This window comes from Pseudomonas azadiae (genome assembly GCF_019145355.1).
Classification (GTDB): domain Bacteria; phylum Pseudomonadota; class Gammaproteobacteria; order Pseudomonadales; family Pseudomonadaceae; genus Aquipseudomonas; species Aquipseudomonas azadiae.
This window is the reverse complement of sequence record NZ_JAHSTY010000001.1, coordinates 1,432,608-1,457,573: the sequence shown is the minus strand read 5'-3', so window position 1 is coordinate 1,457,573 and position 24,966 is coordinate 1,432,608. Positions and strand designations below refer to the sequence as shown.

Genomic DNA, 24,966 nt, shown 5'->3' with positions numbered 1-24,966 from the left:
AGCCGGGCTACTAAACCCGATCACCGAGAAATTCAGCGACCGGCCAACCTTAGAGACCCACCCCCAGGTGCACAAGCCGGCGGATTCTGACGTAAGCGTAGGCAACCGGGCAAGGCGCTTACCGCAATGTCAGCCGCTTCCTACAGGCTTCCTACGTGCTCTCCCGCACCTGCAACTCAAACCCCATGTCCACCACCGGCTTGGCGATCTTGTTGCCTGCCATGATCATCAACAAGTGCTCCGCCGCACACCGTCCAATCGCCTCACGCGGGGTGCTGATGCTGCTCAGGCGCGGCACCATGAAGGACGAGGCTGGCAGGTCGTTGAAACCGAGCACCGCGACGCGCTCCGGCACTTTGATGCCATGGCGCAGGGCTTCGAGCAAGGCGCCCTGGGCCAGGTCGTCGTTGCCGAAGAAGATTGCATCCACGTCGGGATGGGCTGCCAGCAGTTGCAGGAAGAGTTCACCGCCCAGGCCGACTGAGGAAGGGCGGGGTGTCAGCAGTTCCAGCGCCGGGTCGTACAAGCCGGCGTGTTGCAGCGCTCGACGGAAACCTTCGCCGCGCAGCAACGTGCGTTGGTCCAGTTGCGCGCCGATATACGCCAGGCGTTTGTACCCACGGGACAACAGATGCGCCGCCGCCGTTTCGCCCGCGCTCAGTTGCGAGAAACCCACGCAGTTCACCCCGGCATTGGGGTCCAGGTCCATCATGTAGACGCACGGCACATTGCTCGCCTCGACCATCCGTCGGGCGCTTTCGGTGCGGTCAAACCCGGTCAGCAGCAACCCGCGTGGCTGGTAGGCCATGTAATTGCGCAGCAGGTTTTCTTCTTCATCGCGCGAATAGTGAAAGTTGCCGATCAGTACTTCAAAGCCCTTGGGCCGCAGCACTTGGTGGATCGCTTCGAGGGTTTCGATAAACAGCAGGTTGGACAACGACGGCACCAACACCACCACCGAATGGCTCTGGGCCGAGGCCAGCGCGCGGGCGGCGGGGTTGACCACGTAGTTGAGTTCGGCGGCGGCGAGCTGCACTTTTTCCACAAGCTCGGTGGCCACGGTGCTGATGCCGCGCAAGGCGCGGGAGGCAGTGATGGGACTGACGCCGGCCAGGCGTGCGACTTCATTGAGGGTGGGGCGACCGGTGGTGCGAGTATTTTTATCGTTCTTGGAGGTCATCAGGCGGCTTGCCAAACAAAAATCGAGGCACTAAGGTAGCGCTGTCTCCAAACGGCTGCAAATGCTTGAACGTCGGGTTGCCTGATCCCGTTCAAATGATTGGAGCGGATGCACGCGTCACTCCATAAAAAAAGACAAGACGGCGCGGGAAAAGCCTGTTTTTGCACTAGCCTTACAGTGTGCAAAGGTAGCGCTATCTGCGTCCTGAGGTGTTTATGAGTCAACCTGTTACTGCCCTGGTCATCATGGGTGTTGCCGGCTGTGGCAAAACCAGCGTCAGCGAGGCCTTGTGCCGTCTGAACGGCGCCACCGCCATCGAAGGCGACAGCTTTCACCCCGCCGCGAACATCGAAAAGATGAGCGCCGGCCACCCCCTCAACGACGACGACCGCGCCGGCTGGCTCGACATCCTCTGCGATGAACTGCGCCGTTCGCTCAAGGCGGGCGAGCACCCTGTGCTGACCTGCTCAGCCCTCAAGAAGAAATACCGCGACCACCTGCGCGAAGCCGCGCCAGGCCTGGGCTTTGTCTTTCTGGAGCTGACCCGCGAAGTCGCCGCCGACCGCGTGTCCCATCGCCCCGGTCATTTCATGCCGGCCAGCCTGATCGACAGCCAGTTCGCCACCCTCGAATCGCCCAAAGGCGAACCGCTGACCCTGGCCCTCAACGCCAGCGAAGACAGCGTCGATGAGTTGGCCGAGCAAACCAACGCCTGGTGGCTGCAGCACGGTTTTGAACCAACCCGATAATTTTTTGCCGGAAAGATAGCGCTGTCCCCGGCAGGAAATTCAACACCCGCTTTAATAACAACAACAAACAGGAGAGACCCCCATGTTTGGCATGTCCCACGAGTCCTACCTGCTGCTAGATGCAGTGGTTACCATCATTGGGCTGATCGTTCTGATCACCAAGTTCAAGGTGCACCCGTTCATTGCATTGATCATTGCGGCCGGTTTCCTCGGCCTGACTTCGGGCATGCCCGTGGAAAAAATCATTAAGGCGTTCCAGGACGGCTTCGGCGGGGTGCTCGGCTTTGTCGGCATCATCCTCGCGCTGGGCACCATGCTCGGCAAGATGATGGCCGAATCCGGCGGCGCCGATCAGATTGCCCAGACCCTGATCCGCGCCTTCGGCAAGGAAAAAGTCCAGTGGGCGATGATGTTCGCCGCCTTCCTGGTGGGCATTCCGCTGTTCTTCGAAATCGGCTTCGTGCTGCTGATCCCGCTGGTATTCATCGTCGCGCGCCGCACCGGCGTGTCGCTGATCAAGATCGGCATCCCGTTGCTGGCCGGCCTCTCGGCGGTGCACGGCCTGGTGCCGCCGCACCCGGGCCCGCTGCTGGCCATCGGCGTGTTTGGCGCGGACATCGGCAAGACCATCCTGTACGGCCTGATCGTCGCCCTGCCGACCGCCATCATTGCCGGTCCGATCTTCGGTACCTTCATTGCCAAGTACATCCCGGGCAACCCATCCCAGGAACTGGTCGACCAACTGGCCCGCGAGACTGATAACAAGTCGCTGCCAAGCTTTGGCATCACCCTCGTCACCGTGCTGCTGCCGGTGTTCCTGATGCTGCTCAAGACCTTCGCCGACATCGCGTTTGCCGAAGGCCACGTGGTGCGCAACTGGATGGACATGATCGGTCACCCGATCAGCGCCTTGCTGCTGGCGTTGCTGCTGTCGCTGTACACCTTTGGCCATCGCCAGGGTATCCACTCCAAACAGATCCTGAAGCTGCTCGACGCCAGCCTGGCGCCGACCGCGGCGATCATCTTGATCATCGGTGCCGGTGGTGGCTTCAAGCAGATGCTGGTGACCAGCGGCGTGGGCGACGTGATCGGTCATATGGCGGTGAACGCGCAGATCGATCCGATCCTGCTGGCGTGGCTGGTGGCGGCGGTGATTCGCATTGCAACCGGTTCGGCCACCGTGGCAACCATCACCGGCGCAGGCATCGTCGTGCCGGTGGTGGGCATGATTCCTGGGGTCAACCGTGAATTGCTGGTGCTGGCGACGGGGGCGGGTTCGTTGATTTTGTCCCACGTCAACGATGCCGGGTTCTGGCTGGTGAAGCAGTACTTCAACATGACCGTGGCCGAGACGTTCAAGACGTGGACGGCGATGGAGACGATTCTGTCGATCGTGGCGCTGATCTTCATCATGTTGCTGTCGCTGGTGGTTTAACAGACACACCATGAACCTTGGGTGAAAACCCAATCCAAATGTGGGAGCTGGCTTGCCTGCGATAGCATCACCTCGGTCTAACTGACATACCGAGGTGTTTGCATCGCAGGCAAGCCAGCTCCCACATTGATTGGGTTTCTGCAGGTGGATAGGATCAGGCTTTAGTAACCAACCCATCCGCCCTGAACATCCCGCGAATCCCGCGCACCGCCTGGCGAATCCGGTCCTGGTTTTCGATCAGCGCAAAGCGCACATGGTCATCGCCATACTCCCCAAAGCCGATCCCCGGCGACACACACACCTTGGCTTCCAGCAGCAGTTTCTTGGCGAATTCCAGCGAGCCCATGGCGGCGTACTGCTCGGGGATTTTCGCCCAGACGTACATCGACGCCTTCGGATTCTCGACCATCCAGCCCAGCTCATGCAGACCCTTGACCAGCACATTACGGCGCTGGCGGTATTGCTCGGCAATGTCTTTCACACACTGCTGGTCGCCTTCGAGCGCGGCAATCGCCGCCACCTGCAACGGGGTGAAGGTGCCGTAGTCGTGGTAGCTCTTGATGCGTGCCAGGGCGTTGACCAGTTCCGGGTTGCCCACCATGAAACCGATGCGCCAACCGGCCATGTTGTAGCTCTTGGACAGGGTGAAAAACTCCACCGCGATGTCCTTGGCGCCCGGCACTTGCATGATGGACGGGGCTTTCCAGCCGTCGTAGACGATGTCCGCGTAGGCCAGGTCGTGGATCACCAGCACATCGTATTGCTTGGCCAGCGCGATCACGCGTTCGAAGAAATCCAGTTCCACGCACTGCGCAGTGGGGTTGGACGGGAAACCGAGGATCATCATCTTCGGCTTGGGGATGGAGCCGCGAATCGCGCGTTCCAGTTCGGCGAAGAAATCCACGCCCGGCACCAGCGGCACCGAACGCACCTGGGCGCCGGCAATCACCGCACCGTAGATATGAATCGGGTAGCTCGGGTTGGGCACCAGCACGGTGTCGCCCTGATCCAGGGTGGCCAGCATCAAGTGCGCCAGGCCTTCCTTGGAACCGATGGTCACGATGGCCTCGGTTTCCGGGTCGATATCCACTTCGTAGCGGTCTTTGTACCAGCGCGAAATCGCCCGGCGCAGCCGCGGAATGCCTTTGGAGGTGGAATAGCCGTGGGTGTCCTCACGCTGGGCGACTTGTACGAGCTTTTCCACGATGTGCGGTGGCGTGGGGCCGTCAGGGTTGCCCATGCTCAAGTCGATAATGTCTTCGCCGCGCCGACGCGCAGCCATCTTCAGCTCGGCAGTAATATTGAACACGTAAGGGGGGAGTCGATCGATGCGCGCAAAGCGGCGCGGCGAACCTTGTTCGGCCATTGTTGCCTCGAAGTACGTAAGCGCCCGGAACCGTCCGAGCGACGTCGGCCACTGCGGTGGCCTGCGCGGCAGACAATACGGTCGATGATGGCCAGTTGTCCAGATGCGTAGGAAAATTTTCTGCATGGAGTGCAGTGCGGATATGCCCCTATACTCGATGCGGGTTTGTTCCCTCATAAGAAGGAGACTGTTCGTATGGATCAGCAGACAAAACAAGCGCTGGAGCCACGCATGGAAGCCGGCAAGGCCATGGTGATCGCCGGCGTACAGGGGCGTTATTCAAAGGCTACCGTGGGCGATATCCCTAAACTGTGGGAGTTGTTCGACACGTGCATCAAGGACATCAAGAAGCGCGTTGGCGGTGTGACGTATGGCGTTTGCCATAACCCCAGGCAGGGCGAATTCGACTACATCGCCGGGGTAGAGGTACCCACCAGGGGCGACGTGCCAAGCAACTTCGAGTCTATCGAAATTCCGCCGCTCAACTACGCCGTGTTCCCCCATTACGGGCCGGTGCAGCAGCTTGCGCAGACGTACGAACGCATCATGTTCGAGTGGTTGCCGCATTCGGGCTACAAGGTGATGGGCGCGGATTTCGAGCGCTACAGCGCGGATTTCGATGGGCGCAAGGGCACGGGGACGGTGGAGATCTGGGTGCCGGTTGGGCAAAGAGCCTAAATGCCGGGAACAGGGGGCGATTCAGCCCCCGAAGCTAGTTTGATAACCCTGGGCGGACTGACGTATGGCGTTCGCCACCTCAGGCGCCAACCGGCAATAATCGTCTTCGCGCTTGAGTACCTCTTCGAGGGTTTGCAGCAGTGCCTGGATACGTGTTTCAGGCTGTTCGACTTCGCAGGTCCTGGCAAATTCAAGGATGCCCAGGCGCGAGGCGAATAACGACTTGTTTCCGCTCAGGTCCAATGCCAGTGAGTCCTCGGGGATGTAAGCGGTGGTGTTCACGATGTCGTAGGCGGGCGCCAACCGGGTATCCGATTTCAGCGGATCACTGTAGAGCACGCCGTAGTTTTTCAGATGCGCGTCGCCATTACCCACGATGCAACTCAGCGCTACGCTATCGAACAATTGATCCAGCGAACTGCGCTGGTGTGCCGGGGCGCAGAACAAGCGTACGGCCTTGGCCATGGCGGCGTAACTCTTGGTGTATTTTTGCTCGGTGGACAGGCCCATCAGCGTGGTCATGTCTTCGAAGCCCAGTGGGTTGAGGTGTTCGTCCCGATCAAAACGCCGCATGATGAACAGCTTATGGTTCTGTGAAAGATAAAACGGTGGTACGGGCAGGCCCGCATCCCGGGCAATGGACATGCACAGGTATTCATTGATGGCCAACCCTGGAAACTCATCGCGCCCGCTTTTGATAATCAGGTCGTCGGTTTTCGAGGTGAATTTCTGTTCGGGTGTTTGTGGTTTTTCCGGCACCAGCACTTTGGGTTGCACCCCGGAAATACCCGCTCGCAGGATGTAGCGATCCACCAGTTCGACGAACAGATCTTCCGCGCCGTCCCAGGCAAGAATTTCGTCGAGGTTTTCCCCGGTCGTGTGAGGGCTGTTGCGGTGGATCAGCTCGTTCACTTGTTGCGAAGACACGAAAACTCGACCGATTGGCGCGCTGCTTCCCGAGAGTGCCAGCAGCAACATCGGGTCGACCTTGACCGTTTTGGCGAGGCGATTGCGCAGTTGCTCCAGCACGTAGCCTTCCGGCAAATTCATCTGAAAGATGGGATGCAGGTCCCTGCGCCGGTATTCTTCCGCGCGGACGGGCATCGACAGGCTAATTGCGCTGTCGGCCTTTGCGTTATCGCTATACCGGAACAGATAGTCTTCAGCACCGACCAAGACGCTGCCACTGTCCCCTTGAGGCGTATGAACGCGTAGCGTGGGGCTATTCATTAAACAAGTCCTCCAGCTCCTCCAGGGTCGGCAACGTCACAGGCACCAGTTTGAATTCGCTGCCCAAAGCGGCAGCCACCCGAGCATAGGCATTCATCGAGACCGAGAGGCTGCCTTTTTCGATTTCGATCAGTTTTTGCCGGGTAATCCCGGCCAGCTTTGCCAGATCTGCCTGTTTATAGCCACGATTCAGGCGCATGGTTCGCAGTTGGACAGCGAGTCGTTGGGTAATTACAGAAATGTCCATGTCACGTATTCATTACTTGGTAGTCGTTAAGTTATGTATACGTTACATTTCTATGCTGTCAAGGTCGTGCTGACCAAACAGCCATTTCAATCTGCGCTCATACCCAATCCGTCCCCTGTAAGCCTCGCCGCTATCCACCCATCCAGCTCGCAGATACAAGCCCATCGCCGCCACATTATCCGCATCCACCGACAATTCCAGCGCCTTTATCTGCGGCCACGCTTGCAATGCCGCCGCGGGCAAAGCCTGCAGGCAGGCCTTGCCGAAACCGCGGCCTTGCTGATGCCGGTCCACCTGCAAGGCGTGCAAGGTGGCGCTGTGTTCGTCCGCCCAATGGGGCAGGCACGGCGGGCGTTTGAGCAGCAGGAAGGCCACGGGAAGGTCGTCGGCGAGCAAGGCGAAACCCTTGATAGCGGCGGGATTGGGATTGACCAGCAGGCTGTTCAGCGCGCAATAGATATCACCGGAGTACGGCAGTTGCTCGGGATGCACGTGCAGGGCGTCGAGTTGCTGTTTCTGTACGAGGCTGAGCGTCTCATAGGGAACGAGGCGGGTTTCCATCGGGGGCGTGTCCGAAATCCTACAAAGAGGCCTGGATTCTAGCGGGTTTGCCTGGCGCGAAATTATTTTTCAGCGGCGTGTCGATTTGCCGAAGTGTCATTCGACTAAGGGTGTCTTCCGTGTTTTTCCTATCCGCCAGGAGTATCGCCATGAGCACTGCCATCAACACCCTGATCGAGCAATGGAAACAGGCCGTCACTGCCAAGGATGTCGAGAAAATCGTCAGCTTCTATGCTGATGACATCGTCGCGTTCGATGCGGTCAACGCGCTGCAATTCAAAGGCAAGGCAGCGTACCAGGCGCACTGGAAAGCCTGCATGGCGTTCTGCCCAGGCCCCGGCGTGTTTGATTTTCACCAATTGCACATAGTCGCCGCCGACGGGATTGCCTTCGCCCATTGGCTGGCCCACTGCGGTGGCACCGGGCCGGACGGCGTGCTTAAAACCTGCTGGATGCGCGTCAGCGCCGGCTATCAGCGCATCGATGACCAGTGGAAAGTGGTGCATGAGCATTGGTCCGCACCGTTCGACATGGAAACCGGCGCCGGTCTGTTCGACCTGGAACCTTGAGCGCCGCCAACTATAGTCAGTAGCCCGAAACCGGAGAACGCCATGAAATACCTGTGCCTGGTCTACAGCGCTGAAGCCTTGTTGCACAGCCTGCCCGACAGCCCCAAGGACCCGGAGTGCCACGCCTACGCGCAGACCATCCACGACAGCGGCCGCATGCTTGCCGCCGAAGCGCTGGAGTCGGTGAGCACCGCCACCACCGTGCGCATGCGCAACGGCAAGGTGTCGATCACCGACGGGCCGTTTGCCGAAACCAAGGAACAACTCGCCGGTTTCTACCTGATCGAGGCCCGTGACTTGAATGAAGCAATCCAGGTGGCCGCCGGCATTCCGGCGGCTCGGGTCGGCAGTGTGGAAGTGCGCCCGGTGCGCGTGCTTGGGCAAGAGGGGCGCGCCGATTGACCCTGTCGGTCGAGGCCCTCTACCGCAGCGAATCACGCCGGGTGCTCGCGACGCTGATTCGCGTGCTCGGCGATTTCGACCTGGCTGAAGAAGCCCTGCATGAGGCGTTTTGCGTCGCGCTGCTGCGTTGGCCGCTGGACGGTGTTCCGGACAATCCGTGCGCCTGGCTGGTGTCCACCGGGCGCTTCAAGGCCATCGACCGTTTGCGCCGCCAGGCGCGTTTCACTCCGCTGCTGCAGGAGCAGGCCGACGCGCTGGAAGCGGCTGACTGGAGTGATGAAGACGTGGAAGACGACCGCCTGCGCCTGATATTTACCTGCTGCCATCCGGCGTTGGCGGCCGACGCCCAGGCGGCGCTGACGTTGCGTGAGATCTGCGACCTTACCACCGAGGAAATCGCCCGGGCGTTTCTGGTCACACCGGCCACTATCGCCCAGCGCATCGTGCGGGCCAAGGGCAAGATCCGCGAGGCAAAAATCCCGTATCTAGTGCCGTCCCGTGAAGAACTGCCCGAGCGTCTGGACACCGTGCTGCGGGTGATTTACCTGGTGTTCAACGAAGGCTATTCAGCCTCCATGGGCGCCGACCTGACCCGCGAAGCGTTGACGCGTGAAGCCATTCGCCTGGGGCGTTTGCTGTTGCAACTGTTGCCCGAGCCCGAAGTCATGGGCCTGCTGGCGTTGATGTTGCTGCACCACTCCCGCCGCCCGGCGCGCACTTCGGCCGAAGGAGAACTGGTGCTGCTGAATGAGCAGGACCGTTCGCTGTGGGATGCGTCCTTGATCGCCGAAGGCTGCGCGTTGGTGGAGCAGGCGCTGCGCACACGGCGTTTTGGCCCCTATAGCCTGCAAGCGGCCATTGCTGCGGTGCATGCCGAAGCCACGCGTGCAGACAAGACAGACTGGCCGCAGATAGTCGGGCTCTACGACGCGTTGCTCAGCACAATGCCGTCAGCGGTGATCGAATTGAACCGGGCCGTAGCGGTGGCCATGCGCGATGGACCGCTGGCGGGATTACAGGCAATAGAGGGGATTCTGGCGCGCGGCGAGTTGCTGGATTACCACTTGGCGCATTCGGCACGGGGGGAGTTTTGCCGACAACTGGGGCGCACTGCAGAGGCGCGCGCCGCCTACGAAAAAGCCTTGTCGCTGACCCGGCTAACCCCGGAAAAACGCTTCCTCGAACGCCGCCTCGCCGAACTCGAATCTTCCAAACGATAGAGATCAAACCTGTGGGAGCGGGCTGCTCGCGAGAGCGGTGGATCAGTCATAAGCATGCTGACTGACACCTTGCATTCGCGAGCAAGCCCGCTCCCACAATTTGATCTTCATTGGCCCGAAGAGGCTCACTCCAGCATCGCGCTCAACAACCAGCTCCCCGCCGGCCCGGGTGGATGCTGGCGTGACCACAACGCATCCACCGCCACCGCGCGTGGCCAGCCGCGGGCCTTGAGTTCCACCAGGCGGTCGCCGCCAAACCGTTCGACCAGCCAGCGCGGGATCGGCGCCCAACCGAAGCCCAATTGCGCCATCTCCAGCAGCATCAAATAACTGGGCGCCGACCATACGCGGCCGCTGGCGCGGGTTTCATTCGGGTTGACGATGCTGGCCAGGCGCAGTTCGCGGTGCTGCTGCAAGGCCTGCGCGCTGATGTTGCGCAAACCTGCCAGCGGATGGCCTGGGGCCACGAACAGGGCGATTTCGGTGCGCTCCTCGACGGGCGAGGCGGTCAGGTCCGGCGGGTAAACGGCCTGCTGGTCGATAAATGCGATCTGCGCCCGGCCGCTTTGCACCAGGGCGATCAAGTCTTCGCATTCGGCGATCAGGCATTCGAGTTCAAGGTCCGGGTAGCGCTGTTCAAAGGCGCTGAGGGCGTTTTCGAAACGGTCGGACTGATAAGTATCCGACATGGCGATACTCAGCTTCGGCTCCAACCCGTGGGACAACTGGCTCGCCGCCAACTCAAGGCGGCTGTTGGCCTCCAGCACCTGCTCGGCGCGTTGTAGCAACACATGGCCGGCCGGTGTCAGTGTCGGCTTGCGGCTGCTGCGGTCAAACAACAGCACATCCAGGTCGATCTCCAGGCTTGCCACCGCCGCGCTGACGGTGGATTGGCTCTTGCCCAGCTTGCGCGCCGCCGCGGAAAACGAGCCTTGGGTGGCCGCCTGGACAAACGCGTGCAGCACTTCATGGGAGGCCATGACTATCGCCTTGATCGATGGTTATTGGTTATGAAGTATCGGCGTGCGAAGTAATGATGGCAACCATCATCACTCATGGAGTCCCATCATGACCCCGCTTAAATCAACGACGGAACGCGTGTGCCAAGCCATCGGATTCGAGGCGCTCGCCTTGTTGATCTGCACCCCCATGCTGGCGTGGATCATGGACAAACCCGCGATGGAGATGGGCCTGGTCACCCTGGCGATCAGCCTGCTGGCGCTGACCTGGAACGTGATCTTCAACGGCCTGTTCGACCGTCTCAAGGCGCGCCTGCACCTGGCCACCAACGGCTGGACGCGCACATTGCATGCGCTGCTGTTCGAAGGTGGCCTGATCCTGGTGTGCGTGCCGTTGATTGCGGCGTGGCTGAACATCAGCCTGGTGCAGGCGTTCATCCTCGACATCGGCGTGTTGCTCTTCTTCCTGCCGTACACCTATGTCTACCACTGGGGTTATGACGTGCTGCGTGAACGGCTTTTACAAAAACATGCCGCCCGACGCCTCGATCCGCTGCCCGGTGATCCAATGGCTGCCGTCGGCCAACACGCTGGCGATGGCGCCGCCGATATCGTCCGGTAAGCCGGCGCGGCCCAGGGCGGTGTTGTTGGCGACCAGGCTGTTGAGGGCGGCATTGTCACGTACGGCGCCGCCGCCGAAATCGGTTTCGATGGCGCCGGGTGCAAGGATGTTGACGCTGATCCTGCGCGCGCCCAACTCCTTGGCCTGGTAGCGGGTCAGCACTTCCATCGCGCCTTTCATCGCCGCGTAAGCCGAATAACCGGGCAGGCTGAAGCGCGCCAGGCCGCTGGAAATGTTGAGGATGCGCCCCGCGTCGCGGATCAACGGCAGCAGTGTCTGGGTAAGGAAAAACGGCCCCTTGAAGTGAACCGCCACCAAGTGGTCGAACTGGGCCTCGGTGGTCTCGGCGAAGCTGGCGTGAATACCGATGCCGGCATTGTTGATCAGGAAGTCGAAGTGCTCCTGTGCGAACACGTCCTTGAGCACGCCAGCCACCTCGTGGGCGAAGTCACCGAAAGTCGCGCTCTGGCCCACGTCCAGCTTCAACATCGCGGCGCGGCCACCGAGTTGCTCGATCTGCGCGACGACGGCCTGCGCTTCATCCGCCTTGCTGTGGTAAGTGCCGATGATGTCGACGCCTTGGGCCGCCAGGTGCAGCGCGGCGCTCTTGCCCAGGCCGCGGCTGGCGCCGGTGATCAGTGCGATTTTACGGGTCATGGTGGGTTCCTCAGGTCAGTGGTAGTGAAACGAGTGTATTTGTCCGACACAGACGTGATAAACAGCGCTATACCGGAATCACTGGCCGGATAAGGCGAACAATCCCATGAACAAGCTTGAGCTGTTGCGCACCTTTGTGCGCGTCACCGAACTGTCGAGTTTCACCGCCGCCAGCGACAGCCTGGGCCTGCCGCGCTCCACGGTCTCCGAACATGTGCAGGCGCTGGAAGAACTGCTCGGCGCGCGCCTGTTGCAGCGCACCACGCGCAAGGTGCAGGCGACCCAGGACGGCCGCGTGTTGTATGAGCGCAGCAAGGATTTGCTGGCGCACATGGAAGAACTCGAAGGTCTGTTTCGCCAGGATGAAGCGCAACTGAGCGGACGCATTCGCGTGGATATGCCCAATGTGATGGCGCGCGAACTGATCCTGCCGCGCCTGCCGTCGTTCATGGATACGCACCCGTTGATCGCCCTGGAGATCAGCAGCTCTGACCGCCAGGTGGACCTGATCGCCGAAGGGTTTGACTGCGTCTTGCGGGTCGGCGCGCAGCCTGACCAAACGGTGGTTGCACGCCGGGTATGCAGCATGCCAATGGTTAACTGCGTCAGCGCCGGGTATATCGAGCGCTACGGTCGACCCGAGACGCTGGCCGAGCTGGCGCAGCATCAACTGGTGCACTACGTAAGGCCGTTGGGCGCGCGTTCGGCGGGGTTCGAATACCAGCACGGCAATAAGGTGCAGCGGGTGGCGATGGCGGGGCGTGTCACCGTGAACAGCACCGATGCCTACCAGGCCGCGTGCCTGGGCGGTTTCGGTATTACCCAGGTGCCGTTGCTGGGCATTCGCGCGTTGCTGGCCAGCGGTGAATTGGTCGCCGTACTGCCGGATTACCCGGCACCGCCGTTGGATGTGTCGTTGCTTTACGCCGGTCAACGGCATTTGCCGCTGCGGGTCCGGGTGTTCATGGATTGGCTCGCCGCGACGTTGCAATCCCAGCTCTAGCGCCGCGCCGACAACTGCTGCGGTGTGAGGAAGGCGTCGTGGAAATAATCGCGCACCGCCTGCATCGCCGGGGTGAACGCACGCTCACGGTGCCAGGCCAGCCCTACGCTCATCGGCGTGACCGGGTCGGTGACGGTCAGGGTTTCGATGCGCTTGCCTTCCAGGGACCAGGGGCGGTGCACCAGGTCCGACAGGATCGCCACGCCACTGCCATTGGCGACCATGCTGCGCACGGCTTCCACCGAACTGGTGCGCAACCGCACCTTGGGTGTTTGCCTGGCCTGTTCCCAATAGCGCATGGCGCTGTGTTCGGCTTCGTCGACGGTGAGCAGGATATAGGGTTCCTGGGCCACATCGGCCAGGCTCACCGCGCCGCGCTCGCACAAGGGGTGATGGCTGGGCAGCCACAGGCGGCGTTCGGAATTGAACAGGATTTCCGAGACGATCGCCGGGTGGGTGAGGTTGGCCGTGAGCACGACCGCCATGTCGAGCCGGCCATCGAGCAGACCTTGTTCGATGGCCTGGCGCTCTTGCTCGAACACTTCAATGGTCACATCCGGGTGCCAGTGTTCCAGGCGCTGCAAGTGGTGGGGCAGGAAGTAGCCGAGCACCGTGTAGCTGGCGGCCAGGCGCAATACGCCGCGGGCGCGGTAGTCGGGCAGCGGGCTGTTGAGCGCGTCATCGACGCTGCGCAGGATCACATAGGCACGGTTGAGAAAGTGCCGGCCGGCGTCGGTCAGGTTCATGCCCTGGGCCGAGCGCACAAACAGTTGCACGCCAAGCATGGCTTCCAGCTCCTTGATCGCCGTGGTCACCGCCGACTGGGAGATGTTCAGGTGGATGGCCGCCTGGGAAATCTGGCCGATCTCGGCGGTGGCGACGAAATAACGGATTTGGCGCAAGGTCAGGGACATCTGCCGCTCCGGGCTATCTGATTTTCAGAAGATGGGCCATCTGATAATAGATCTTCCCAAGGGGTCAAGCCGCAGCCTACTTTTCCTGCATCACCCAGGCGGAGCGACTTCAATGCAGGCAGTGGATTTCAACTCGGACATGGGCGAAGGCTTCGGCCCCTGGACCATCGGTGATGGCGTCGACGCAGAGCTGATGGCCTATATCAGCTCGGCCAATATCGCCACCGGCTTCCACGCCGGCGACCCCGGTACCATGCGCCGCACGGTCGAGCGCGCCAAGCAACTGGGCGTGGCCATCGGTGCGCATCCGGGGTTCCGGGATCTGGTCGGCTTTGGCCGTCGCCACCTCAACGCACCTGCCCAGGAACTGGTGGACGACATGCTCTACCAGCTCGGCGCCCTGCGTGAAATCGCCCGTGCCCAAGGCGTGCCCTTGCAACACATCAAGCCCCATGGCGCGCTGTATATGCACTTGGCCCGCGATGAAGAAGCGGCGCGGCTGTTGGTGCAAAACCTGCAGATCATCGAGCCGACGCTGTTGCTGTACTGCATGCCCAACTCGGTGATCTGGCATGTCGCCAAGGAGCTCGGGCAGCCGGTGGTGCGCGAGTTCTATGCCGACCGCGAGTACGACCTGACCGGTTCCATCGTGTTTACCCGCAACGTGCGCGCGCTGGACCCTGCGACGGTGGCGGCGCGCGTCTTGCGCGCGTGTCAGGCCGGGCTTGTGCGTACCGTGGAAGGCGAAGACCTGTTTATCGAATTCGATTCCATCTGCTTGCACAGCGACACGCCCGGTGCTTTGGAATTGGTGGAAGCAACTCGCGAAGCCCTGGACCAGGCGGGAATCGTGGTCAGGACACCCCAATAAGATCGAACCCTCACTTTTTGCCTGCCTTTCTACAATGATTCCAAGAGGAACAGACATGGCTGAAACGTCCCCCATCCGCTACAGCTTCGGCGGTGATGAACACCTGTTTGCCGAGGTCAGCGAGAGCATGTCCCTGGAGGCCTTTTTCAAAGGCATGGCGGTGACTCGCGCCGTGGAGCGCCTGGCGCTGGAGGGCGTGCTGGATGTGTGCCTGGCCAACGCGTCGTTCCAGATCCGCTTCGACCCCGACCGCATCGCGCCCCATGTTCTGCTGGACGCGGTGCAGACCGCCGAAGCCCAGGCCGTGGCCGAACGCACCTTGCACACGCGCATTATCGAAATCCCGGTGCTCTACAACGACCCGTGGACGCACGAAACCCTCATGCGTTTTCGCGACCGTCATCAGGACCCCAGCGGCACCGATCTGGAGTATGCCGCCCGCATCAATGGCCTGGCCGATGTCGACGCGTTTATCGCCGCCCACAGCGGCGCGCCGTGGTTTGTGTCGATGGTCGGCTTTGTCGCGGGCCTGCCGTTCATGTTCCAGATGGTTGAACGCGAGCGCCAATTGCAGGTGCCCAAATACCTTCGCCCGCGCACCGACACACCGAAACTCACCCTTGGCCACGGCGGCTGTTTTGGTTGCATTTATTCGGTGCGCGGTGCCGGCGGTTACCAGATGTTCGGCGTGACCCCGGCGCCGATCTACGACCCGGCGCAGCAACTGGCGTACCTCAAGGAGCACATGGTGTTCTTTCGCCCCGGCGATATCGTGCAGTTCAAACCGATCCAGCGCGACGCCTACGACCTGGCCGTCGCTGAAGTGGACGCAGGACGTTTCGACCTGCGCATCCGCCCGGTGGAATTTTCACTCGATGCCTTTCTCGCCGACCCCGTGGGTTATCCGAAATCCCTGCAGGAGGCGCTGGCATGATCAAGGTCCTCAAACCCGGCCTGGCCACCTCCGTGCAAGACCTTGGCCGCGAAGGCTATTACCACTTGGGCATACCGCCGTCGGGCGCGTTGGACCAGTACGCCTTGAGCGCGGCCAACCACCTGGTGGGCAATCCGCTGGGCGCGGCGGGGCTGGAATGCACATTGATTGGCCCCGAATTGGAGTTTCAACGGGATGCCTTGGTGGCGCTCAGCGGCGCGCTGATGTCGCCGCGCCTGGACGGCGACGTGGTGCATCAGGACACCGCCTTCCAGGTGCGGGCCGGGCAGGTGTTGCGCTTTGAATTTCCCAAGGCCGGCGCGCGGACTTATCTGGCGGTGGCCGGTGGCATCGACGTGCCGCTGGTGCTCGGCAGCCGCTCGACCTACACCCTCGGCGCACTCGGCGGGTTTCACGGTCGGCGCCTGCAGGAGGGCGATCTATTGCCCATCGGTGAGGCCAGCGACACGGGCCGTGCGGGCAACAGTCTGCCGATGGCGTTGCGCCGCTCGGTCGGCGGCGACGTGACCCTGCGCGTGGTGCCGGGGCTGTATTACGAGCGGCTGACGGAGGCGGCCAAGCGCAGCTTTTTTGCCGAGCCCTGGACGGTAGGCTCCGAGGCCGACCGCATTGGCTATCGTTTCAAGGGCGGCAGTGCGCTGAGCTTCCAGCCACGTGAGCAGCCGTTTGGCGCGGGGTCGGATCCATCGAACATCGTCGACAGTTGCTACCCGATTGGTTCGATCCAAGTACCGGCAGGTCTGGAACCGATTGTGCTGCATCGGGACGCGGTCTCGGGTGGCGGCTACGCGATGATCGGCACGGTGATCAGTGCCGACCTGGACCTGATCGGGCAGATGCAGCCGAACCAGCGGGCAGGGTTTGTCGCGGTGACACTGGAAGAGGCGTTGGAGGCGCGGCGGGTGTACAAGAAGCGCCTCAAGGCAATGGCTGGGCTCTTCATCCACTGAATGGATGCAAAACCCATGTGGGAGCTGGCTTGCCTGCGATAGCTATTTGTCAGTCCCCCTTGCAGGGCCTGATACACCGCTATCGCAGCATAGCTATCTACACAACGTTCAAAGGCTGAAAAAACTCCGTGTAGTGAGCGGGCTTGCCCCGCGCTGGGTGGCGAAGCCGCCCCAAACCAGGCGACCTGGTTCTATCTGGACTCTGCGGTGACTTTATTGGGGCCGCTTCAGCCCAGCGCGGGGCTAGCCCGCTCACTACAAAATGTGTAGATACCTATGGCTATCGCACGCAAGCCCGCTCCCACAGTTTGTTCTATGTTGGGTCAGAAGAGTTGGGTGAACAGCCAGTACAGGCTTCCTGATAACAGGATCGCCGCTGGCAATGTCAGCACCCACGCCATCAGCAAATTGCGGATGGTCCGCATCTGCAGCCCTCCGCCATTGGCCACCATCGTCCCTGCCACCCCTGACGACAACACATGCGTGGTCGACACCGGCAACCCATACATATCCGCCGCGCCAATGGTCAGCATCGCGACCATTTCGGCCGAGGCGCCCTGGGCGTAGGTCAGGTGCGTCTTGCCGATTTTTTCACCCACGGTCACCACGATGCGCTTCCAGCCCACCATGGTACCCAGGCCCAGGGCGATCGCCACGGCGATTTTCACCCACAGCGGAATAAAGCGTGTGGCGTCGTCGATCTGCTGCTTGAACAGTTGCAGCTTGCCCTGGGTGTCAGCATCGAAGTTACCCACCTTGCCCTTGTCCATCAGACGGATGGTTTCGCTGGTCAGGTACATGTCGTTACGCACGTTGCCGACGGCTTCGGCGGGCACTTTGGCCAGGGAGCCGTAGCCTTTGACTTCGTCGCCGATATGCCCTGCGAGGGCGGCGAGGGCAGGCACCAGTTCTGCTGTGGGCTCCTTGGTGCGCACGTAGGTCGACAGGATCGGTCGCGGGTCGCCCGCCAGCGGCTGCGGTGCGCTTTTCACCAGGGCCACTTGGGTGACTTCGGCCACAGCGGCAAACTGCAACGACTGCTCGGCCGGCATGGTGCGGTTCAGCGCGTAAGCCATCGGCAGGGTCCCGACCAGGATCAGCATGATCAGGCCCATGCCTTTCTGCCCATCGTTGGAACCGTGGGCGAAAGACACACCGGTGCAGGTGGCGATCAGCATGCCGCGGATCCACCACGGTGGCGGGGCGTCGCCTTTGGGTGCCTTATACAACGCGCGGTTCTTGACGAAGGCCCGCAGCGCCAGCAACAGCATCGCCGCAAAGGCAAAACCGATCAGCGGCGACAGCAGCAACGCGTAGCCAATCTTGATCGCCTGGCTCCAGTCCACGCCGCTGGTACCGTCACGCCCGTGCATCAAGGCATTCGCGACACCTACACCGATGATCGAGCCGATCAGGGTGTGGGACGAGGAGGCCGGCAAACCCAGCCACCAAGTGCCGAGGTTCCACAGGATGGCGGCGATCAGCAGCGCAAAGATCATCGCAAAACCCGCCGATGAACCCACCTGCAGAATCAGTTCGACCGGCAACAAGGCAATGATGCCGAACGCCACCGCACCGCTGGAAAGCAGCACCCCGAGAAAGTTGAAAAAGCCCGACCACACCACCGCAAAATGCGGCGGCAGCGAGTTGGTGTAAATCACCGTCGCCACGGCGTTGGCGGTGTCGTGGAAACCGTTGACGAACTCGAAGCCCAAGGCAATCAACAGCGCCACGCCCAGCAACAGGAACGGCGTCCAAGTGGTGACTTGGGCGCCCATTTCGCGCATGTCATGCATCAGGCTGTAGGCGGTGAACAACAGGCCCATGGCGAGCACCGCGAAGAAGATGATCACCGTCACCAGGCCGGGTTTCTTGTCCAGCCTGGGTTGGGGGCCTGCGGATGAGGTGTGGGGGGAGGCAATCAGGGAGGGGGTGGCCATGCCGGGGCATCCAGTGTGGGGAGGATGTCGTTCATAGTCATTGCAGAATGTTACAGAGATGCTGCGGCAGGTCAGTGTTTGGATAATTGAGGATGCCGCCGGTCCATAAAAGCACCACAAAACGACTGTGGGAGCTGGCTTGCCTGCGATAGCGATTTGTCAGTCCCCCTTGCAGGGCCTGATACACCGCTATCGCAGGCAAGCCAGCTCCCACCGTTGATCATCATTTCAAGTCGAGAACTTGCGGAACGCCCAACGCCCGGCAATCAAGGTAAACGTCGCCACCAACGCCACCAATATCCAGAACCCTTCCGGATCCTGGGAAAGCGGCACGCCGCCCACGTTCATGCCGAAAAAACCGGCGATGATGTTGATCGGCAACGCCAGCACGGTCACCACCGTGAGGGTAAACAGCGTGCGGCTGCTTTGCTCGTTGAGGTTGGCGGCGATCTCTTCCTGCAACAGCTTGATGCGTTCGCCCAGCGCTGTCAGGTCGTTGATCACCAGCGCAAACTCTTCGGTGGACTTGCGCAATTCCTTCACGTCTTCCTTCTGCAGCCACTGCGGCGGGCGGTTAAGCAGGCGCAGCAGCGAGCCTGGCTCCAATGCGAGCAAGCGTTGCAGGCGCACCAGCACCCGGCGTGCCGCGCCCAGTTCGGCGCGGTTGGTGGACAAGCGCGAGGACAGCAGTTGGTCTTCGATATGGTCAACGCTGATGCTGGTCTTGCGCACGATCTGGGTCAGTACTTCACCCTGGTCGCGCAGCAAGTGCACCAGCAAGGCCAGTGGCGAGCGGAAGCTTTCGCCGGCCTTGACCGACGAACGCAGCTTGTCCACCGAATGCAACGGTTGCAGGCGCGCGCTGATCAACAGGCGGCTGCGGGCGCACACCCACAGTGTGGAAATGTCCGACGACACCATGCTGCTGAAGTTGAACACCACATCGTTGACCACCGCCAGCAAGGCCGAGTCGACGTGTTCGATGCGGGTGGAGCGCGACCCTTCATGCAAGGCTTCGAAGAATTCTTCCGGCAGGTCCAGGTGCGCCTGCATCCAGCGTTCGCACGCAGCGTGGGCCAGGTTCAGGTGCAGCCACAAGAACTCTTCCGGATCGCCCGGCTGTTGCAGGGCCTGGAGCGCCGTGGCCGAGTCTATCTGTTCGCCTTTTTCACCTGGGCGAAAACGAAAACCGTAAAGCAAGCCAAACAGGTCGGAGTCCTGATGGCTGTGGTCGATGCTGTGGTTCATGGCGGCTCGCAAAGAAAAGGCCTGTAGGACGTTTCACAGGTCGCGTGGCGAATCTTCGCAGGTGAATTTGACATTTTTATGACGATTTAAAATTTATTTCGGTTAGGTGACAGTTTATTGACCGTTCGTCTGCATGGGATCAAGAAGGCTCTATTCCGGCCGATTCAGAGCATTAACAACCGCTGCGGACAGGCGGTGCCTTTGTCGACAGGGAGTCATGGCGTGCAGACGCCACTTACCTGTATTGAGACTTTTCCGATGAATGTTTTGCGAACCTCTTTGAGAGCACAAATCCTCTCGCTGCTCGGCGGCAGCTTGCTGGCGATACTGTTGATTGCTCTGGCGTGTTTCAACTTCCTCTCCGATGGCGTGCACAGCTATCGCAGCCTGCTTGAAGGGCCCCTTCGCACGTCCCAGCTGATTGACGAAGCCAACCTGCAATTCAAGGTGCAGGTGCAGGAATGGAAAAACGTTCTGTTGCGTGGCAAGCAACCTCAGGATCTGGAGAAATACTGGAGCCAGTTCCAGGATCGGCAACGCGATGTCCAAAGCATCCTCGCGCGTTTGGTGACCCACACCGGCGATGATCCGGCGTTGAGTCGGCGCATCGACACCTTGCGCCAGGAACACCAGCAACTCGGCGCCGCCTACCAGAAGGGCCGCGACGCGTATGTGGCGGCGGGAGGCGATGCGGCGGCCGGCGACGCCGCGGTCAAGGGCGTGGACCGTGCCGCCAGCGAGCAGATGAGCGCGCTGGTCAATGACCTGCGCGCCCAAGGCAATCAACAATCGTTGAGCATCAGCGCCTATGCCGAGCGCACGGTGATGCTGGGCCTGGCAATCATGCTGCTGTCCGGCGTGGTGATCGCCCTGTTCAGCCTGTGGTTGATCAACCGCAACCTGATCCTGCCGATCCGCGGCTTGATCGACTACGTCACACAACTGAGTCACGGCCGCTTCGCTGAACGCGTGGCCAGCCGCCGTCAGGATGAGCTGGGCCATCTGGCCGCTGCCGCCAATACCTTGCGCGACTTCCTGGCCGAGACCTTCAACCGCTTGCAGCGCAGCGCCACCGACCTGGTCAGCGCCAGCGGCGAACTCAACTCGATCGCCGGGCAGATGGCCACCGGTACCCAGGAACAATTCAACCGCACCGACCAGGTGGCCACGGCCATGACCGAAATGTCGGCCACCGCCCAGGAAGTCGCGCGCCATGCCGCCAGTGCCTCGCGCGCTGCCGATGAGGCGGATCATTCAGCCCGCGAAGGCGGTGAAGTGATGCAAGTGACCATCGCCACCATCGGCCAGATGCGCAACGAAATCCTCAACACCGGTACTATCATCCGCCGTTTGGAAACCGACAGCGTGCGCATCGGCAAAGTGCTGGAAGTGATCCGCGGGATCGCCGAACAGACCAACCTGCTGGCGCTCAACGCCGCCATCGAAGCGGCCCGCGCAGGCGAAGCCGGCCGGGGTTTTGCAGTGGTGGCTGATGAAGTGCGCAGCCTGGCGCAACGCACGGCGGCGTCGATCATCGAGATCAACAGTATTATCGAGGCGGTGCAAACCGGTGCGGTGAATGCGGCCGAAGCCATCGTGAGCGGGCAGTCGTGCAGTGACGACAGTGTGCAGAAGGTGACGCAGGCCGGCGCCATGCTGACGCATATCACCCAGGCGGTGGAGGCGATCCGCGACATGAATCGCCAGATCGCCACGGCAGCCGAGGAACAGACGTCGGTGGCCGAGGATATCTCGCGCAACATCACCCAAATCACGACCGTGGCCACGGCCAACCTCGATAACGTCAAGCGCACCGAATCGGCGAGCCAGAATCTGCGCGGGTTGTCGGCCGAGTTGAATGAAGTGACGGCGCGATTGGGCGCCTGACCGTCGTACTTGGGTAAAAAAAAACGCCAACTAAGTTGGCGTTTTTTTTTAGTTCGAATCAAGTGTCCAGTTTGTCTTCCAGCACGGCGCCGGTCTTGGCATCGAGCTTCACTTCATAGTTCTTGCCGGCGGTGTCGGTCAGGTCAACTTCGTAGACCAGCACGCCGCTGTTGTTGTGGTCCAGCTCGGTGTCGTTGATGGTGGCGCCAGCATGTTTGGCCACGGCGGCAGCGTTGAGTTTCTCGAAAGGCATCACGGCGCCGGACTTGATCAAACCTTCAACTTGGTCGGGACGAACATCCGCCTGGGCCAGACCGGCGGTCAGGGTCAGGGCGGTGGCAGCGAACAAAGCGGTCAGGGTTTTCATGGTGTGTGTCCTTCTGGTTGAGCTGTTTAAGTGGCGCCAGATTAACCGGCGCAACTTAACTCATCCTTAATGGCGCACTGACACCAACGCCGACTCACTCAGTATTTATAGTCGTTCAGCAGATCCTGCACGCTGGACGACGGCCAGCGCTTGTAGAACTTCAGCAGTTCGGCGGCGCGGTTGGTGAAGATACCGTCGACGCCAGCCTTCATCACCTTGTCGAAATCGACCGGCTCATCCACGGTGTAGACGTGCACCAGCAGGCCTTTGTCGTGGGTCAGCTTGTTCATTTCAGGCTTCACCAGGTCGGTGTAGCTCTGGTCGCCGTGATCGGTCAGCTCGGCGGATGGGCCGGTGCCGATGGCGCCGAGGCTCTTGGCCTGGTCGACCCATTTTTCGAACTCGGCGGCATCCTTCGGCTCTTGCTTGGCGTAGTAGGCGGCCTTGGTCGGTTCGCCGGATTCGGCGAACGTCACCTTGGACTTGGGTTCGATGCTGCCTTCGCCCACCCATAACAGCAGGATTTTCGGGGTGTTGGGCATTTCTTTCTGCAGCTCTTTAAGGCTGGCCACTTCGAAGGTTTGCAGCACCACGCGGCCCTTGCCCTGGCCCACGCCGGTGTTGCTCTTGCCCAGCTTGGAGCCGGCGGAGCTCAGCCAGCCTTTGTCCAGCAGCTTGTTCTTCAGGTCGGCTTCGATGCCCGGGAATTGCTTGGGCTCTTTGGTTTCGATGTACAGGCCGGGTTTGTGCTGCGGGTTGCCTTCGGCGATCTTGATGATGTCGTCCAGGCTGAGGATTTTCAGGCCGACAAAGCCTGGGCGCGCGCGGTCCGGGTAGGCGGCGTTGAACCAGCTGCCGGCGTCAAGGGTTTGCAGTTCTTTCCAGGTGAACTCGTTGGCCGGGGCGTCCTTGCGATCAGGAAACTTGGTGGCCACGTCGGTGGTGCGCTGCAGGTTGTTGTCGTGCAGGGCGAACAATACGCCGTCCTTGCTGCGCTGCAGGTCCAGTTCCAGGTAGTCGGCGCCCAGGTCGCGCGCGATTTTGTAGGCCGCGGCGGTGGACTCGGGGGCATCGTATGAAGCGCCACGGTGGGCAATCACGGCAGGGTAGGGGATGCCTTCGTTGGTCGCCAATTCGGCCGGGCTGATCGGATCGGCGGCCTGTGCCTGGCCAAGGCCGAGCATCAGGGCCAGCAGCAGGGCGCTCTTGGTAAACGTGGCAGGCATATGCGAAGTCCTTTCATGAAGGTAGCTTTGAGAAGGCCTCCTTTTTAACAATTGATTGCGTAAGGCGCTATCACCAAACCGACATTTAACATGCGCAAAGGCAAAAAAATCGGGTTTCCAGGGGACGCATTGCAGTACTCTTGCGCCTAGCTGCCCCGTCAGAGGGCGGTACTTCGCCACGCGTGTAAACCATCTTTCCAGTCCATGTAGGACTTTTCAGTGAGGTTTACCATGCGCATCACCTCTGAGCTTATCTGCCAGGCCGCCGACCAACTCCACGGTTTTGTCGGCCTCAACCGCAAGACCGGCCAGTATATTGTGCGTTTCAGCGAAGACGCGTTCGGCATGGACGTGGCCGATGACGGCATTATTCCCACTGCGGAATTCGTTTGGTTGCCGGGCCCGGAGCAGAGCATGACCCTGTCCCGCGAGCGCATCCAGCTGTTGCTCGATCAGAACATCGACGACCGCATCAACATCACCGAGCCGCTGCGGGTTTATATGCGGCGGGTGGAGATTGCGCAGATCAGCGCGTTGCGCAGTCTGGTGAGCTAAATGTGGGAGCTGGCTTGCCTGCGATAGCGGTGGTTCAGTCACTGATGGGTTAACTGACAGACCGCCATCGCAGGCAAGCCAGCTCCCACAGAGTTTTGCAGTGTTTTACAGGCAGCTTTTCAGGTTTGGAATGTGTAGGCCCGTTCGACTTTACACACTCGAGTGTGAAAGGCCGAATACCAAGTGGCGCGCCCCTGCTCACGCACCTGCCGATGCTCGACCTGCTGCTTCCAGGCCAATATCGCCGCTTCACTTTCCCAGTACGATACGGTGATCCCCAGGCCGTCTTCCCGTGCCGATTCCACGCCGAGAAACCCCGGTTGTTCGCGCGCCAGTTCCAGCATGCGGTTGGCAGCCTGGCCGTAACCTTGATCGCCCTCGGTGCGCAGTGAGCTGAAAATCACCGCGTAGTAGGGCGGGGCGGGCGTGCGCGCGATCATGCCGACACCGCTTGGCAGGCTTTGAGCAGGGCCAGCGCCAGGGGTGGCGTCACGCCCTGCAACGCGGCGCGTTCGGGCTGGAACAGCGTGGCCACGAAGAACGGATGATTAAGCAGCTCCACCGCACGCAGGTCGCCTGCCGAATCGTGGCCGCTGGGAATCAGGTCGCCTTCCAGCAGGGCATCGAGGAACTCAGGGTTCACGCCGTAGCGGCATCGATAGCCTTCTTGCGCGTCAAGGCGGCCGTAGGCTTCGGCGATGCGGGTGTAGGGCACCAGGCGTAGGGTGTCGATGGCTTCCACCCGCGCGCAACTGAGCGGCGCGATCACTGCGCGCTTGGACGCTGGGGCGAGTTCACCATGTTCGGCATCGACCCAGCCCAGCACGTTGCGGGCATATTCCAGCACCGCGTGTTGAAACCCGCCGCAGGTGCCGAGGAACGGCCTTTGGTGCTCGCGGGCAAAACGTATCGCCCGCAAGGCGCCGTCGATGTCGCGGTAGGGGCTGGCGGGGACGCACCAGAAACCGTCGAAGCCGTGGAGTGCCGCCGGCATGGCATCCGTGTCGAGCCATTGCACGTGAACGGTCAGGCCCAAGGTGTCGGCCGCTTGTTGCAGCGCCACGGGAATTGCCTGGTGGGCGGTCACATCCGGGTTGTAATCGCCGATCAGGGCGAGGTGCAGAGGCGTGGCGTTCATCGTGTACATCCCTTCGCTTGTGGTGTCCTGGGGCGCA

At 61.2% G+C, this 24,966-nt stretch carries 27 protein-coding genes; 13 read left to right on the top strand and 14 right to left on the bottom strand.

The window, feature by feature from the left end; all coding sequences use genetic code 11:
• Positions 1-151 precede the first annotated feature (151 nt).
• Positions 152-1,183 carry an HTH-type transcriptional regulator GntR gene (locus KVG91_RS06600; RefSeq protein ID WP_169378836.1) on the bottom strand — a complete coding sequence of 344 codons (1,032 nt, stop codon included), beginning with the start codon at positions 1,181-1,183 and terminating at the stop codon, positions 152-154.
• Between the two features lie 212 nt (positions 1,184-1,395).
• On the opposite strand from KVG91_RS06600, the gene KVG91_RS06595 reads away from it, so the two are divergent.
• Together KVG91_RS06595 and KVG91_RS06590 are read left to right on the top strand one after the other, a co-directional pair.
• Positions 1,396-1,929: a gluconokinase gene (locus KVG91_RS06595; RefSeq protein ID WP_169378818.1), complete on the top strand. Its 534-nt coding sequence runs from the start codon at positions 1,396-1,398 to the stop codon at positions 1,927-1,929.
• An 82-nt stretch (positions 1,930-2,011) separates the two neighbouring features.
• Positions 2,012-3,364 carry a GntP family permease gene (locus KVG91_RS06590; protein WP_169378819.1) on the top strand — a complete coding sequence of 451 codons (1,353 nt, stop codon included), beginning with the start codon at positions 2,012-2,014 and terminating at the stop codon, positions 3,362-3,364.
• A gap of 154 nt (positions 3,365-3,518) precedes the next feature.
• Here the strand turns inward: KVG91_RS06590 and alaC are convergent, their stop codons facing one another.
• A complete protein-coding gene (alaC, locus tag KVG91_RS06585) occupies positions 3,519-4,730 on the bottom strand; it encodes an alanine transaminase (RefSeq protein ID WP_169378820.1) in 1,212 nt (403 codons plus the stop codon).
• A gap of 195 nt (positions 4,731-4,925) precedes the next feature.
• On the opposite strand from alaC, the gene KVG91_RS06580 reads away from it, so the two are divergent.
• Positions 4,926-5,408: a GyrI-like domain-containing protein gene (locus KVG91_RS06580; protein ID WP_169378821.1), complete on the top strand. Its 483-nt coding sequence runs from the start codon at positions 4,926-4,928 to the stop codon at positions 5,406-5,408.
• Between the two features lie 21 nt (positions 5,409-5,429).
• Here KVG91_RS06580 and KVG91_RS06575 read toward each other — a convergent pair whose 3' ends face one another.
• From KVG91_RS06575 to KVG91_RS06565, 3 genes are read right to left on the bottom strand one after another with little or no spacing between them, the layout of a single operon-like run.
• Entirely contained in the window at positions 5,430-6,638 is a 1,209-nt protein-coding gene (locus KVG91_RS06575) for a type II toxin-antitoxin system HipA family toxin (RefSeq protein WP_169378822.1), read from the bottom strand.
• Entirely contained in the window at positions 6,631-6,885 is a 255-nt protein-coding gene (locus tag KVG91_RS06570; RefSeq protein WP_169378823.1) for a helix-turn-helix domain-containing protein, read from the bottom strand. Before KVG91_RS06570 ends, KVG91_RS06575 begins: the two co-directional genes overlap by 8 nt.
• A gap of 42 nt (positions 6,886-6,927) precedes the next feature.
• Entirely contained in the window at positions 6,928-7,446 is a 519-nt protein-coding gene (locus tag KVG91_RS06565; RefSeq protein WP_169378824.1) for a GNAT family N-acetyltransferase, read from the bottom strand.
• A gap of 149 nt (positions 7,447-7,595) precedes the next feature.
• On the opposite strand from KVG91_RS06565, the gene KVG91_RS06560 reads away from it, so the two are divergent.
• From KVG91_RS06560 to KVG91_RS06550, 3 genes are read left to right on the top strand one after another with little or no spacing between them, the layout of a single operon-like run.
• Positions 7,596-8,015 (top strand): YybH family protein, encoded by a 420-nt coding sequence (locus tag KVG91_RS06560; protein ID WP_169378825.1) that lies wholly within the window; start codon positions 7,596-7,598, stop codon positions 8,013-8,015.
• 42 nt (positions 8,016-8,057) lie between these two features.
• Complete coding sequence (locus tag KVG91_RS06555; protein ID WP_169378826.1) at positions 8,058-8,417, top strand: YciI family protein; 360 nt, start codon at positions 8,058-8,060, stop codon at positions 8,415-8,417.
• Positions 8,414-9,637: an RNA polymerase sigma factor gene (locus KVG91_RS06550; protein WP_169378827.1), complete on the top strand. Its 1,224-nt coding sequence runs from the start codon at positions 8,414-8,416 to the stop codon at positions 9,635-9,637. The genes KVG91_RS06555 and KVG91_RS06550 overlap by 4 nt, the downstream gene beginning before the upstream one ends.
• Positions 9,638-9,762: 125 nt before the next feature.
• Here KVG91_RS06550 and KVG91_RS06545 read toward each other — a convergent pair whose 3' ends face one another.
• Complete coding sequence (locus tag KVG91_RS06545) at positions 9,763-10,617, bottom strand: LysR family transcriptional regulator (RefSeq protein WP_169378828.1); 855 nt, start codon at positions 10,615-10,617, stop codon at positions 9,763-9,765.
• 88 nt (positions 10,618-10,705) lie between these two features.
• Between KVG91_RS06545 and KVG91_RS06540 the strand changes: the two genes are divergently transcribed.
• Entirely contained in the window at positions 10,706-11,218 is a 513-nt protein-coding gene (locus KVG91_RS06540; RefSeq protein WP_169378829.1) for a multidrug/biocide efflux PACE transporter, read from the top strand.
• Here KVG91_RS06540 and KVG91_RS06535 read toward each other — a convergent pair.
• The gene (locus KVG91_RS06535) at positions 11,117-11,875 is read right to left on the bottom strand and encodes an SDR family NAD(P)-dependent oxidoreductase (protein ID WP_169378830.1); all 759 of its coding nucleotides are present in this window, start codon (positions 11,873-11,875) and stop codon (positions 11,117-11,119) included. The genes KVG91_RS06540 and KVG91_RS06535 overlap by 102 nt on opposite strands.
• A gap of 106 nt (positions 11,876-11,981) precedes the next feature.
• Between KVG91_RS06535 and KVG91_RS06530 the strand changes: the two genes are divergently transcribed.
• Positions 11,982-12,878, top strand: coding sequence for a LysR family transcriptional regulator (locus KVG91_RS06530; RefSeq protein ID WP_169378831.1), 897 nt, complete (start codon positions 11,982-11,984; stop codon positions 12,876-12,878).
• Here KVG91_RS06530 and KVG91_RS06525 read toward each other — a convergent pair.
• Positions 12,875-13,792 carry a LysR family transcriptional regulator gene (locus tag KVG91_RS06525; protein ID WP_169378832.1) on the bottom strand — a complete coding sequence of 306 codons (918 nt, stop codon included), beginning with the start codon at positions 13,790-13,792 and terminating at the stop codon, positions 12,875-12,877. The genes KVG91_RS06530 and KVG91_RS06525 overlap by 4 nt on opposite strands.
• A 112-nt stretch (positions 13,793-13,904) precedes the next feature.
• Between KVG91_RS06525 and KVG91_RS06520 the strand changes: the two genes are divergently transcribed.
• The 3 genes from KVG91_RS06520 to KVG91_RS06510 are packed head-to-tail and all read left to right on the top strand — an operon-like array spanning position 13,905 to position 16,568.
• Positions 13,905-14,663: a 5-oxoprolinase subunit PxpA gene (locus KVG91_RS06520; protein ID WP_169378833.1), complete on the top strand. Its 759-nt coding sequence runs from the start codon at positions 13,905-13,907 to the stop codon at positions 14,661-14,663.
• Positions 14,664-14,718: 55 nt separating this feature from the next.
• The gene (locus KVG91_RS06515; RefSeq protein WP_169378834.1) at positions 14,719-15,597 is read left to right on the top strand and encodes a 5-oxoprolinase subunit B family protein; all 879 of its coding nucleotides are present in this window, start codon (positions 14,719-14,721) and stop codon (positions 15,595-15,597) included.
• A complete protein-coding gene (locus KVG91_RS06510) occupies positions 15,594-16,568 on the top strand; it encodes a 5-oxoprolinase subunit C family protein (protein ID WP_169378835.1) in 975 nt (324 codons plus the stop codon). The genes KVG91_RS06515 and KVG91_RS06510 overlap by 4 nt, the downstream gene beginning before the upstream one ends.
• A gap of 323 nt (positions 16,569-16,891) precedes the next feature.
• On the opposite strand, the gene KVG91_RS06505 is transcribed toward KVG91_RS06510, so the two are convergent.
• Entirely contained in the window at positions 16,892-18,508 is a 1,617-nt protein-coding gene (locus tag KVG91_RS06505; protein ID WP_169377867.1) for an inorganic phosphate transporter, read from the bottom strand.
• Positions 18,509-18,736: 228 nt separating this feature from the next.
• Positions 18,737-19,756: a transporter gene (locus KVG91_RS06500; RefSeq protein WP_076949657.1), complete on the bottom strand. Its 1,020-nt coding sequence runs from the start codon at positions 19,754-19,756 to the stop codon at positions 18,737-18,739.
• A gap of 258 nt (positions 19,757-20,014) precedes the next feature.
• Here KVG91_RS06500 and KVG91_RS06495 point away from each other — a divergent pair, with 258 nt between their 5' ends.
• On the top strand, positions 20,015-21,643 hold the full coding sequence (locus KVG91_RS06495) for a methyl-accepting chemotaxis protein (protein ID WP_169377866.1): 1,629 nt from the start codon (positions 20,015-20,017) through the stop codon (positions 21,641-21,643).
• Between the two features lie 58 nt (positions 21,644-21,701).
• On the opposite strand, the gene KVG91_RS06490 is transcribed toward KVG91_RS06495, so the two are convergent.
• Both KVG91_RS06490 and KVG91_RS06485 read right to left on the bottom strand, forming a co-directional pair.
• Positions 21,702-22,010 carry a PepSY domain-containing protein gene (locus KVG91_RS06490; protein ID WP_169377865.1) on the bottom strand — a complete coding sequence of 103 codons (309 nt, stop codon included), beginning with the start codon at positions 22,008-22,010 and terminating at the stop codon, positions 21,702-21,704.
• A gap of 98 nt (positions 22,011-22,108) precedes the next feature.
• Complete coding sequence (locus KVG91_RS06485; RefSeq protein WP_169377864.1) at positions 22,109-23,236, bottom strand: glycerophosphodiester phosphodiesterase family protein; 1,128 nt, start codon at positions 23,234-23,236, stop codon at positions 22,109-22,111.
• Between the two features lie 231 nt (positions 23,237-23,467).
• Here KVG91_RS06485 and KVG91_RS06480 point away from each other — a divergent pair, with 231 nt between their 5' ends.
• Positions 23,468-23,791 carry a DUF2025 family protein gene (locus KVG91_RS06480; protein ID WP_169377863.1) on the top strand — a complete coding sequence of 108 codons (324 nt, stop codon included), beginning with the start codon at positions 23,468-23,470 and terminating at the stop codon, positions 23,789-23,791.
• Positions 23,792-23,910: 119 nt separating this feature from the next.
• Here KVG91_RS06480 and KVG91_RS06475 read toward each other — a convergent pair whose 3' ends face one another.
• Complete coding sequence (locus KVG91_RS06475) at positions 23,911-24,231, bottom strand: antibiotic biosynthesis monooxygenase family protein (RefSeq protein WP_169377862.1); 321 nt, start codon at positions 24,229-24,231, stop codon at positions 23,911-23,913.
• The gene (locus tag KVG91_RS06470) at positions 24,228-24,929 is read right to left on the bottom strand and encodes a CTP synthase C-terminal region-related (seleno)protein (protein WP_169377861.1); all 702 of its coding nucleotides are present in this window, start codon (positions 24,927-24,929) and stop codon (positions 24,228-24,230) included. The genes KVG91_RS06475 and KVG91_RS06470 overlap by 4 nt, the downstream gene beginning before the upstream one ends.
• Positions 24,930-24,966 lie beyond the last annotated feature (37 nt).

Bases quoted from the DNA above. Each gene is read 5' to 3' on its own strand.
- KVG91_RS06485 (WP_169377864.1), bottom strand. From the start codon at position 23,236: ATGCCTGCCACGTTTACCAAGAGCGCCCTGCTGCTGGCCCTGATGCTC.
- KVG91_RS06530 (WP_169378831.1), top strand. From the start codon at position 11,982: ATGAACAAGCTTGAGCTGTTGCGCACCTTTGTGCGCGTCACCGAACTG.
- KVG91_RS06495 (WP_169377866.1), top strand. From the start codon at position 20,015: ATGAATGTTTTGCGAACCTCTTTGAGAGCACAAATCCTCTCGCTGCTC.
- KVG91_RS06560 (WP_169378825.1), top strand. From the start codon at position 7,596: ATGAGCACTGCCATCAACACCCTGATCGAGCAATGGAAACAGGCCGTC.
- alaC (WP_169378820.1), bottom strand. From the start codon at position 4,730: ATGGCCGAACAAGGTTCGCCGCGCCGCTTTGCGCGCATCGATCGACTC.
- KVG91_RS06490 (WP_169377865.1), bottom strand. From the start codon at position 22,010: ATGAAAACCCTGACCGCTTTGTTCGCTGCCACCGCCCTGACCCTGACC.
- KVG91_RS06570 (WP_169378823.1), bottom strand. From the start codon at position 6,885: ATGGACATTTCTGTAATTACCCAACGACTCGCTGTCCAACTGCGAACC.
- KVG91_RS06580 (WP_169378821.1), top strand. From the start codon at position 4,926: ATGGATCAGCAGACAAAACAAGCGCTGGAGCCACGCATGGAAGCCGGC.
- KVG91_RS06575 (WP_169378822.1), bottom strand. From the start codon at position 6,638: ATGAATAGCCCCACGCTACGCGTTCATACGCCTCAAGGGGACAGTGGC.
- KVG91_RS06535 (WP_169378830.1), bottom strand. From the start codon at position 11,875: ATGACCCGTAAAATCGCACTGATCACCGGCGCCAGCCGCGGCCTGGGC.
- KVG91_RS06540 (WP_169378829.1), top strand. From the start codon at position 10,706: ATGACCCCGCTTAAATCAACGACGGAACGCGTGTGCCAAGCCATCGGA.
- KVG91_RS06520 (WP_169378833.1), top strand. From the start codon at position 13,905: ATGCAGGCAGTGGATTTCAACTCGGACATGGGCGAAGGCTTCGGCCCC.
- KVG91_RS06595 (WP_169378818.1), top strand. From the start codon at position 1,396: ATGAGTCAACCTGTTACTGCCCTGGTCATCATGGGTGTTGCCGGCTGT.
- KVG91_RS06565 (WP_169378824.1), bottom strand. From the start codon at position 7,446: ATGGAAACCCGCCTCGTTCCCTATGAGACGCTCAGCCTCGTACAGAAA.
- KVG91_RS06515 (WP_169378834.1), top strand. From the start codon at position 14,719: ATGGCTGAAACGTCCCCCATCCGCTACAGCTTCGGCGGTGATGAACAC.
- KVG91_RS06505 (WP_169377867.1), bottom strand. From the start codon at position 18,508: ATGGCCACCCCCTCCCTGATTGCCTCCCCCCACACCTCATCCGCAGGC.
- KVG91_RS06500 (WP_076949657.1), bottom strand. From the start codon at position 19,756: ATGAACCACAGCATCGACCACAGCCATCAGGACTCCGACCTGTTTGGC.
- KVG91_RS06480 (WP_169377863.1), top strand. From the start codon at position 23,468: ATGCGCATCACCTCTGAGCTTATCTGCCAGGCCGCCGACCAACTCCAC.
- KVG91_RS06475 (WP_169377862.1), bottom strand. From the start codon at position 24,231: ATGATCGCGCGCACGCCCGCCCCGCCCTACTACGCGGTGATTTTCAGC.
- KVG91_RS06510 (WP_169378835.1), top strand. From the start codon at position 15,594: ATGATCAAGGTCCTCAAACCCGGCCTGGCCACCTCCGTGCAAGACCTT.
- KVG91_RS06545 (WP_169378828.1), bottom strand. From the start codon at position 10,617: ATGGCCTCCCATGAAGTGCTGCACGCGTTTGTCCAGGCGGCCACCCAA.
- KVG91_RS06555 (WP_169378826.1), top strand. From the start codon at position 8,058: ATGAAATACCTGTGCCTGGTCTACAGCGCTGAAGCCTTGTTGCACAGC.
- KVG91_RS06470 (WP_169377861.1), bottom strand. From the start codon at position 24,929: ATGAACGCCACGCCTCTGCACCTCGCCCTGATCGGCGATTACAACCCG.
- KVG91_RS06590 (WP_169378819.1), top strand. From the start codon at position 2,012: ATGTTTGGCATGTCCCACGAGTCCTACCTGCTGCTAGATGCAGTGGTT.
- KVG91_RS06525 (WP_169378832.1), bottom strand. From the start codon at position 13,792: ATGTCCCTGACCTTGCGCCAAATCCGTTATTTCGTCGCCACCGCCGAG.